The organism is Streptomyces sp. NPDC058157 (assembly GCF_042884105.1).
Classification (GTDB): domain Bacteria; phylum Actinomycetota; class Actinomycetes; order Streptomycetales; family Streptomycetaceae; genus Streptomyces.
The window spans coordinates 1-9,745 of sequence record NZ_JBHVUQ010000235.1; the positions used below are offsets into that span (position 1 = coordinate 1).

A 9,745-nucleotide genomic window follows, 5' to 3' on the forward strand; every position below is an offset into this window, starting at 1 on the left:
CCGCCGGGCCCCGCGTACGGGGCGCCCGGGGGTTCGTGGGGGCCGCCCCCGCAGGGCGGCCAGGGCGGCTACCCGGGCTACCCGGGCTACCCGGGGGCTCCCGGCTACCCGGGCTACCCCGGCTACCCCGGGCAGCCGGGGGTGGCCGGGTACTACCCGGCCCCGCTGCCGCAGACCAACGGGCTGGCCGTCGCCGGGCTCGTGCTCTCGCTGCTCGGTCTCGTCCTCGGGGTCATCCCGTTCCTCTTCTGGCTCGGCGGCCTGCTCGCCCTCGTCGGGATCGGGCTCGCCGGCGGCGGCGTGGCCCGCGCCCGCAAGGGTGCCGGGCGCCGGACCATGGCCGTGGCCGGCGCCGTCCTCGGCGTCCTCGGCCTCGGCGCGTCCGTCGGCGGCTGGTTCCTGACCGCCCTGATCCTCGACAAGGCCCACGACCGCATCTCCCACGAGCGGCTGAACGACCCCCAGTGGGGCGAGGACCCCGAGGACTGGGAGGACGACCCCTCCCCCACCCCCTCCGCCCCGCCCTTCTCCACGCCCCCCAAGACCCCGAAGGGCTCCAAGACCCCCTCGGGCCCCGGCTTCACCACGCCCGTCCCCTTCGACCGGACGGTGACCTACCCCGACGGCCTCAAGGTGACCCTGTCGGCGCCGCGCAAGTACGTCAGCAAGGCCACCTGGATGGAGGTGGGCAACGCGGTGGAGGTGTCCTTCACCATCACCAACGGCACCGACAAGCCCCACAACGTCATCTACGCCATGCCCGCGGTCAAGGACGACAAGGGCGGCTCCGCCAAGCTCGTCTTCGACGGCGACACCCCGAGGCGGATCGAGGGCGTGATCCAGCCCGGCCAGTCCGCCACCGGAGTCGCCGCCTTCGAGGTCCCCGAGGGCACGAAGAGCATCAGCGCGGAGCTCTCCCCCGGCATCCTGATGGACCCGGCGAAGTTCAGCGGCCCCGTCGGATAGGCGGGATCCGACGGGCGGGAGCGGCGACGGAACGCGGCGGAACGGCGACGGAGCGGCGGCGGAACGGCCCGGGTCCAGGACATCGCGTCAGAAAGACGATTACACTGGGCCCGTGCCTCAACTTCGCCTCGCGCTGAACCAGATCGACTCGCACGTCGGCGACATCGCCGCCAACGCCGACTCGGTCGTGCACTGGACCCGGCACTCCGCCGAGCAGGGCGCCCACCTCGTGGCGTTCCCCGAGATGGCGCTGACCGGGTACCCCGTCGAGGACCTCGCCCTGCGCGGGTCCTTCGTCGACGCCTCCCGCGCCGCCCTGGCCGGCCTCGCCCGGCGCCTCGCCGACGAGGGCTTCGGCGGGCTCCCCGTGATCGTCGGCTACCTCGACCGCTCCGAGCGGGCCGCCGACCGGCTCGGGCGGCCGGCCGGGTCCCCGCAGAACGCGGCCGCCGTGCTGCACGGCGGCGAGGTCGTCCTGCGCTTCGCCAAGCACCACCTCCCCAACTACGGGGTCTTCGACGAGTTCCGCTACTTCGTCCCCGGCGACACCCAGCCGGTGATCCGGGTGGGCGGGGTCGACGTGGCGCTGGCGATCTGCGAGGACCTCTGGCAGGAGGGCGGCCGCGTCCCCGCCACCCGCTCCGCCGGGGCCGGTCTGCTGATCTCGGTCAACGCCTCCCCGTACGAGCGCAACAAGGACGACGTCCGCCTGGAACTGGTCCGCAAGCGGGCCCAGGAAGCCGGCTGCACCCTGGCCTACCTGGCGATGATCGGCGGCCAGGACGAGCTGGTCTTCGACGGGGACTCGATCGTCGTGGACGCCGCCGGGGAGGTGCTCGTCCGGGCCCCGCAGTTCTCCGAGGGGTGCGTCCTGGTCGACCTGGACCTGCCGGCCGCCCGCCCCGACGCCCCGGAGGGAATCGTGGACGACGGGCTGCGCATCGAGCGCGTCGTCCTGTCCGCGGAGCCGGTGGAGCCGTACGAGCCGGTGGTGACCGGCGGTTACGCCGACCGCCTGGACGACGACGAGGAGGTGTACGACGCGCTGGTCGTGGGCCTGCGGGCGTACGTCCGGAAGAACGGCTTCCGGTCCGTCCTGATCGGGCTCTCCGGCGGCATCGACTCGGCCCTCGTCGCCGCCCTCGCCTGCGACGCGATCGGCGCGCAGAACGTGTACGGGGTGTCGATGCCCTCGAAGTACTCCTCGCAGCACTCCCGGGACGACGCCGCCGACCTGGCCCGCCGGACCGGCCTGAACTTCCGGACCGTCTCGATCGAGCCGATGTTCGACGCCTACACGGGCGCGCTGGAGCTGACCGGCCTGGCCGAGGAGAACCTCCAGTCCCGGCTGCGCGGCACGCTGCTGATGGCGCTGTCGAACCAGGAGGGCCACATCGTGCTGGCCCCGGGCAACAAGTCGGAACTGGCCGTGGGCTACTCCACCCTCTACGGGGACTCCGTCGGCGCGTACGGGCCGATCAAGGACGTCTACAAGTCGGACGTCTTCCGGCTCGCCCGCCACCGCAACCGGGCCGCGGCCGAGCGGGGCGAGACCCCGCCGATCCCGGAGAACTCGATCGTGAAGCCGCCGAGCGCCGAGCTGCGCCCGGGCCAGGTGGACACGGACTCACTGCCGGACTACCCGGTGCTGGACGCGATCCTGGAGCTGTACGTGGACCGTGACCAGGGCCTGGAGGCGATCGTGGCGGCCGGCTTCGAGCGGGAGCTGGTGGCGAGGACCATCCGGATGGTCGACACGGCCGAGTACAAGCGGCGCCAGTACCCGCCGGGCACGAAGATCTCCGCGAAGGGCTTCGGGAAGGACCGGCGGCTGCCGATCACCAACGGCTGGCGCGAGCACCCGTAGGGCGTACGCAAGGGCCCCGCCGCGGCGTACGGCGGGGCCCTTGCGCGTGTCCGGCGCTACTTGCGGACCGTGAGCCGCGCCGCGACCGGGAGGTGGTCGCTGCCCGTGCGCGGCAGGGTCCAGGAGGCCTCCGGCTTCACCCCGCGGACCATGATCTGGTCGATGCGGGCCATCGGGAACTGGGCGGGCCAGCTGAAGCCGAAGCCGTTGCCGGCGGCGCCCTGGGTGGAGCGCATCTGCGAGGTGACCTCGGAGAGCGAGCGGTCGTTCATCGTGCCGTTGAGGTCGCCGAGCAGGACGACGTTCTTCAGCGGCTCGGCGGCGAGCGCCGCGCCCAGCGCGTCGGCGCTGTTGTCGCGCTGGTTGGCGGTGAAGCCGGCGTTCAGCTTGACCCGGACGGACGGCAGGTGGGCCACGTAGACGCCCATCTCGCCGAAGGGGCCGGCGACGGTGGTGCGCATGGCCCGGGTCCAGCCGAGCCGTATGTCCACGGGCTTGCTGGAGGTCAGCGGGTACTTGCTCCACACGCCGACCGTGCCCTCGACCGCGTGGTACTTGTACGTCCCCGAGAGGACTTCCTCGTAGATCGGGACGGCGCTCGCCTTGAGCTCGGTGAGGGCCAGGATGTCGGCCCCGGACTTGGCCACCGAACGGGCCGTGCCGCGCGGGTCGGCGTTGTCGGCGTCGACGTTGTGGGTGGCGACCATGAGGTTGCCGCCGGAGCCCGACTTGTCGGTGACCAGGCCGCCGAAGAGGTTCACCCAGACCGCGGCCGTCAGCAGTATCGCGAGCAGGGCCGTCGCGGACCTGCGGACCACGGCGACGGCCAGCAGGAACGGTACGAACACGCCCAGCCAGGGCAGGAAGGTCTCGGTGAGGCTGCCGAGGTTGCCGACGTCGTTGGGCAGCTCGGCGTGGAAGACCATGATCCCGGAGATCAGCAGGGCGAAGGCGGCGGTGACGATGCCGCGCTTCCAGATGCCGGGGTCGCGGCGCAGCTCGTCCAGTTTGCGGCGCAGCGCGGCCCATCGGCGTCGCAGACCGGATCCGGAGGGCCCGGGCTCGGAGCCGCCGTTCCCCGTCTCCGTCATGTACGCCTGTGCCATGCCATGTCCTCGCTGCCGTGCTCGCGCTCCGTCCCCGCCCCTTGACCCTAGGCGATGACGAGAGCCTTCCGTGCCGTCCTTCACGGACGTACGACCGGGAGGACGAACGGCCGTGCGGCCGGGGTTCCGCTTGTCACGAAACGCGCACATTGGCTCCCGCGCGCCTGGAGCCCGGCCAGGAGTGTGACGGACCGGTCGGTGCGCCGTGGCTGCGGCACTTCCGTCCACGGCCGCGGGAGTGCCACCATGGTGGGTGAGTCCGGGGACGCCGTGAGGGCGCCTCGAGATGACACAAGGAGCAGTTGCAATGACGCATGCCGTTTCGCCTGCCCGCGAAGCCGCCTCCCCCACCCTGTACGGAGGCACGGGCACCCGGCGGATCACCGTCCGCGACCTCACCCTCGCCAAGGAGCGCGGCGAGAAGTGGCCCATGCTCACCGCTTACGACGCCATGACGGCGTCCGTGTTCGACGAGGCCGGTATCCCGGTGATCCTCGTCGGCGACTCGATGGGCAACTGTCACCTCGGCTACGAGACCACCGTCCCCGTGACGATGGACGAGATGACGCTGCTGTCGGCGGCCGTCGTACGGGGCACCAGCCGGGCGCTGGTCGTCGGCGACCTGCCGTTCGGCTCCTACCAGGAAGGCGCCGTGCAGGCGCTGCGCAGCGCGACCCGGCTGGTGAAGGAGGCCGGTGTCGGGGCCGTGAAGCTGGAGGGCGGCGAGCGCTCGCTGGCCCAGACCGAGCTGATCGTGCAGTCCGGCATCCCGGTCATGTCCCACCTGGGCCTGACGCCGCAGTCCGTGAACGCGATGGGCTACCGGGTGCAGGGCCGGGGCGACGAGGCCGCGCACCAGCTGCTGCGCGACGCGAAGGCGGCGCAGGACGCGGGCGCGTTCGCGGTGGTCCTGGAGCTGGTCCCGGCCGAGCTGGCCGCGGAGGTCACCCGGTCCCTGCACATCCCGACCGTCGGTATCGGGGCGGGTGCGGAGTGCGACGCGCAGGTGCTGGTGTGGACCGACATGATGGGCCTGACCGGCGGGAAGATGCCCCGGTTCGTGAAGCAGTACGCGAACCTGCGCGCGACCATGGGTGACGCGGCGAAGGCCTTCGCCGAGGACGTGGTCGGCGGAACGTTCCCGCAGCCGGAGCACGCCTTCCACTAGTCCCGGAGCCGCCGGCAGGCGGCGCCTGCGGCCCGCCGACAGCCCGCTCCCGGGGTGTCGGCGGGCTGTCGGCCGCCTGTCGGGGGTTTGTCGGGGGGTTGTCAGTGGCGGCTGGTCCCATGGGGGACATGACGCGAAACGACAAGAAGCCCCACGCCGTCGAAGTGCGGGGGCTGGTGAAGCACTACGGCGACACGAAGGCCCTGGACGGGGTCGACCTGGACGTCCGCGAGGGCACCGTGCTCGGTGTCCTCGGCCCGAACGGCGCCGGGAAGACCACCCTGGTCCGCTGCCTGTCCACCCTGATCGTGCCCGACTCCGGCACGGCGACGGTCGCGGGCTACGACGTGGTCCGCCAGCCGCGGCAGCTGCGCCGCACCATAGGCCTGACCGGCCAGTACGCCTCGGTCGACGAGAAGCTCTCCGGCTGGGAGAACCTCTACATGATCGGCCGGCTGCTGGACCTGTCCCGCAAGGAGGCCCGGTCGCGGGCCGACGAGCTGCTGGAGCGGTTCTCGCTCACCGAGGCCGCGAAGAAGGCCGCGATGCACTACTCCGGCGGCATGCGCCGCCGGCTCGACCTGGCCGCGTCGATGATCGGCCGCCCGGCCGTCCTGTACCTGGACGAGCCGACCACGGGCCTGGACCCCCGCACCCGCAACGAGGTGTGGGACGAGGTGCAGCGGATGGTCGCCGAGGGGGCCACCGTCCTGCTCACCACCCAGTACATGGAGGAGGCCGAGCAGCTCGCGAGCGAGCTGACGGTCATCGACCGCGGCAAGGTCATCGCCAACGGCAAGGTCGACGAGCTGAAGGCCCGCGTCGGCGGCCGGACCCTGCGGATCCGCCCGGTGGCCTCCGCCGACCTGCCGGACATGGCCCGCGCCCTGTCCGAGGCCGGTCTGGACGGGGTGTCCGGCGCCCAGGCCGTCCCGGACGAGGGCGTGCTCCTCGTCCCGATCCTGAGCGACGAGCAGCTGACGGCCGTCGTGGGCCTGCTGGCCGGCCGCGGGTACGCAATCGCCGACCTCGGCACCTACCTGCCCAGCCTCGACGAGGTGTTCCTGTCCATCACCGGACAGCGGCCCGCCCCGTCCGAGGACTCCGTTCCCACCGAGAAGACCGAGGAGGTCGCGGCATGAGCACCGTCACCACCACCAAGCCCGCGGCCCCCCGGGCGGCCGCGGCGGCCCCGTCCGAGGACGGCCGGATCGGCCTGCGGGGCAACCTGCGGCACATCGGCGCCCTGGTGCGCCGCAACGCCCTGCAGATCAAGCAGGACCCGGAGTCGATGTTCGACGTCCTGTTCATGCCGATCATCTTCACGCTGCTGTTCGTCTTCGTCTTCGGCGGCGCCATCTCCGGCAAGGGCAACCAGGGCGAGTACGTCAACTACGTGGTCCCCGGCCTGATGGCGATGATGGGCATGAACATCGCCATGGGTGTCGGCACCGGCGTCAACGACGACTTCAAGAAGGGCGTGATGGACCGCTTCCGGTCCATGCCGATCGCCCGGTCCTCGGTCCTCATCGCGAAGATCGTGGTCGAGCTCGGCCGGATGATGGTCGCCATCGCGATCCTGCTCGCCGTGGGCTTCATCCTGGGCCTGTCCATCAAGACCTCGGTGCTGGACCTGTTCCTCGCCATCGGGCTGTCGGCCGTCTTCGGCGCCTCGCTGATGTGGATCTTCATCCTGCTGGGTCTGACCATGAAGACGGCGCAGGCCGTCCAGGGCATGGCGATGCTGGTCCTGATGCCGCTGCAGTTCGGCAGCTCGATCTTCGCCCCGCCGACGACGATGCCCGGCTGGCTGCAGAGCTTCACCGACGTCAATCCGCTGTCCAACCTGGCCGACGCGGCCCGCGGGCTGATCAACGGCACCCCGCTGGGCCACTCCGTGTGGATCACGCTGGCGTGGTCGGTGGGCATCACCGCCGTCACCATGCCGATCGCGGTCCGCAAGTTCCGCCAGAAGACCTGATCCCGGGCGGCCGGTCCGTCCGGATCGCGTCCCGGACGGCCCGCACGGGGGAGCCGGCCGGATCAGATGAGGGCGGTGGCCTCCTCCAGGGAGAGGCCGCCGCCTTCGGCGTACGCCGCCTCGTACCCGGCGTCCCCCAGCTCCGCCCGCGCCCGCTGCCCGGCGCGGGCGGCGTCCTCGCGTTCGGTGCTGACGGGGAAGTGCCCGGCCGGCAGGTGGGCGTGGTAGGCGCCGATCAGCCGCGCGCCCTCGTGGGCCGCGTCCGGCCCGCCGAGGCCGATCCGGGCCACCGCGGCCGTCAGCAGGTACAGGGCGGGCATGTGCGGGGCGACCATCATCGCCAGCGGGTGCCGGCCCGCCCGCGCCGCCTCGCGGACCAGGGCCAGGGCGTCCTCGTACTTGCCCTCCTGGTTGTCCAGCCAGGCCGTCGTGGCGAGCAGGAACACGTCGAAGACGGCGAAGGCGCCGAATGCGAACTCCTCCCGCAGCAGCCGGATCTCCTCCCGGGCCGCCGGGATCCGGCCGGTGCGGCCGTAGATCCCGGCGAGGAACATCCGGCCGGCCGGCACGGCCTCGTTGCCGAACCGCTCCACCGTGGCGAGGTCCTCCACGAGGATGCGCTCGGCCTCCTCCATCCGGCCGCTCTCGACGAGGGAGCCCGCCATCCGCACCCGCAACACCGTCACCTGCGCCTTGGCGCCCAGGCGTTCGGCGTGCTCGATCGCCGCGCGGTAGTCCTGGGCGGACAGGGCGTAGTCCCCGCGCTTCTCCCGGGCCTCGGCCCGGGCCGACAGCGCCTCGGCGCAGCCCCAGTCGTCGCCGAGTTCACGGAAGAGGGCCAGGCTCTCGTCGGCGTCGCGGGAGGCGTCGCCGGCCCAGTCGGCGCGGTTGGCGAGGATGTTGGCCCGCAGCTGGAGGGCGGAGGCGAGCTCCCAGCCGTAGCCGAGCTCGCGGGCGGTCGCGACGGTCGCGTCGACGACCCGCTTGAGCAGCCCGGCGTCCCCCGCGATCATCACGGCGTAGATCCACAGCGCGCCCGGGGTCCGGCAGGTCTGCGGGAGGCCCGGCCGGTAGACGGCGAGGACGCCCGCCACCTGTGCGCGGACCTCCGGGTTGTCCCAGTCGGCGCTCGTCTGGTCCCGGCCGGTCAGGCGTACCAGGTGCAGGGCGCGCCAGCCCTCGGCGAGGACCTCGCCGGAGTAGGGCGGGGGCGTGTCGAGGAGCCGCTCGTGGACGGGCCCGGCGGGGACGTGGGGCGGTGTGAAGGGGTCGGGGCCGAGCGCGGCGGCGGCCTCGGTCCAGTGCCGGGTCTCGGCGCGCAGGTCCTGCATGTGCCAGTACCAGGCCAGGGCGTGGATCAGGCACAGCACCTCGCCGGCGTCGCGGGTGGCGAGGGCGCGGCGCAGGGCGGTGCGGACGTTCTCGTACTCGGTGGCGAGGCGGTCGGCTGCCGCGCGCTGGCCGTGGCCGCGCAGCCGGGGCTCGGTGGTGCGGGCGAGTTCGCGGTAGTGGACGAGGTGGCGCTGCTCGGTCTCGTCGCGGTCGGTCTCGTCGAGGCGCTCGGCGGCGTACTCGCCGACGGTCTCCAGGAGCCGGTAGCGCATGTCGCCGGCCGGGCCGGGGGCGGCGACGACGAGGGACTTGTCGACCAGGGCCGCCATGACGTCGGCGACGTCGAGCCCGCTGCCGTCGGCGCAGACGGCCTCGGCGGCCTCCAGGTCGCAGCCGCCGGCGAAGACGGACAGCCGGCGCAGGACGGCCCGTTCGGCGCCGTCCAGCAGGTCCCAGGACCAGTCGACGACGGCGCGCAGGGTCTGCTGGCGGGGCAGGACGGTGCGGGCTCCGCCGGTGAGCAGCCGGAAGCGGTCGTCGAGGCGGTCGGCGATCTGGCGGAGGGTGAGCAGGCGCAGCCGGGCGGCGGCCAGTTCGATGGCGAGCGGCAGCCCGTCGAGGCGGCGGCAGATCTCGGCGGCGGCCTCCGGGTCGTCGGCGACCCGGAAGCCGGGCTTGGCGGCGGCCCCGCGGTCGTCCAGCAGCCGCAGCGCGACGGGGTCGGGCAGCGGCTCGACGGGCCGCAGCAACTCCCCGGGCACGCCGAGCGGTTCCCGGCTGGTGGCGAGGATCCGCACGCCGGGGCACCGGGTCAGGACGCGTTCGGCGAGTTCGGCGGCGGCTCCGATGACGTGCTCGCAGTTGTCCAGGAGCAGCAGGAGCCGGCGGCGGGAGCAGTGTTCGGCGAGCCGGTCGAGGGGGTCGTCGCCGGTGCGGTCGGTGAGGGCGCGCAGCTCCTCGGCGGCGGCGCCGCGCAGCTTGGTCTCGCGGGCGCCGACGGCGGCGAGGGCGGCCTCGGCGACGTCCTCGGGGTCGTCGACGGGCGCCAGTTCCACGAGCCACACCCCGTCGGGCCAGTCGGCCGCGGGGTACGCCTCGGCGGCCTCCTGCGACAGCCGCGTCTTGCCGGCCCCGCCGGGCCCGAGCAGGGTGACGAGCCGGGCCCGCGCGAGGTCGCCGCCGATGGCCCGGATGTCCTCCTCCCGCCCGACGAAGGTGGTCAGCCGGGCCCGCAGGTTCCCGGGGGCGGGGGCGACGGCCGGGGCCGGGGCGGTCGGGTCCGGCCAGGCGGCGGCTCCGGCGGGGGCCGGGGCGGGGTGCGACAC

The 9,745-nt window shown here is 73.3% G+C and carries 7 protein-coding genes; 5 read left to right on the forward strand and 2 right to left on the reverse strand.

The features are described 5' to 3' along the window. Nucleotides 1-966 (forward strand): hypothetical protein (locus ACFVXK_RS33760; RefSeq protein ID WP_389619556.1); only part of this gene is annotated, 966 nt, incomplete at its 5' end. A 112-nt stretch (nucleotides 967-1,078) separates the two neighbouring features. Beyond that, nucleotides 1,079-2,833 (forward strand): NAD+ synthase, encoded by a 1,755-nt coding sequence (locus tag ACFVXK_RS33765; protein WP_389619559.1) that lies wholly within the window; start codon nucleotides 1,079-1,081, stop codon nucleotides 2,831-2,833. Between the two features lie 56 nt (nucleotides 2,834-2,889). Here ACFVXK_RS33765 and ACFVXK_RS33770 read toward each other — a convergent pair whose 3' ends face one another. Continuing rightward, on the reverse strand, nucleotides 2,890-3,939 hold the full coding sequence (locus tag ACFVXK_RS33770) for an endonuclease/exonuclease/phosphatase family protein (RefSeq protein WP_389619562.1): 1,050 nt from the start codon (nucleotides 3,937-3,939) through the stop codon (nucleotides 2,890-2,892). Nucleotides 3,940-4,246: 307 nt separating this feature from the next. Here ACFVXK_RS33770 and panB point away from each other — a divergent pair, with 307 nt between their 5' ends. The 3 genes from panB (at nucleotide 4,247) to ACFVXK_RS33785 (ending at nucleotide 7,088) form a co-directional block, all read left to right on the forward strand. Beyond that, nucleotides 4,247-5,107: a 3-methyl-2-oxobutanoate hydroxymethyltransferase gene (gene panB, locus ACFVXK_RS33775; RefSeq protein ID WP_389619565.1), complete on the forward strand. Its 861-nt coding sequence runs from the start codon at nucleotides 4,247-4,249 to the stop codon at nucleotides 5,105-5,107. Nucleotides 5,108-5,226: 119 nt separating this feature from the next. After that, nucleotides 5,227-6,249: an ATP-binding cassette domain-containing protein gene (locus tag ACFVXK_RS33780; RefSeq protein WP_389619568.1), complete on the forward strand. Its 1,023-nt coding sequence runs from the start codon at nucleotides 5,227-5,229 to the stop codon at nucleotides 6,247-6,249. Further along, a complete protein-coding gene (locus ACFVXK_RS33785; RefSeq protein WP_389619571.1) occupies nucleotides 6,246-7,088 on the forward strand; it encodes an ABC transporter permease in 843 nt (280 codons plus the stop codon). Before ACFVXK_RS33780 ends, ACFVXK_RS33785 begins: the two co-directional genes overlap by 4 nt. 62 nt (nucleotides 7,089-7,150) lie before the next feature. On the opposite strand, the gene ACFVXK_RS33790 is transcribed toward ACFVXK_RS33785, so the two are convergent. Beyond that, a partial coding sequence (locus tag ACFVXK_RS33790) for an ATP-binding protein (RefSeq protein ID WP_389619574.1) occupies nucleotides 7,151-9,745 on the reverse strand: 2,595 nt, incomplete at its 5' end.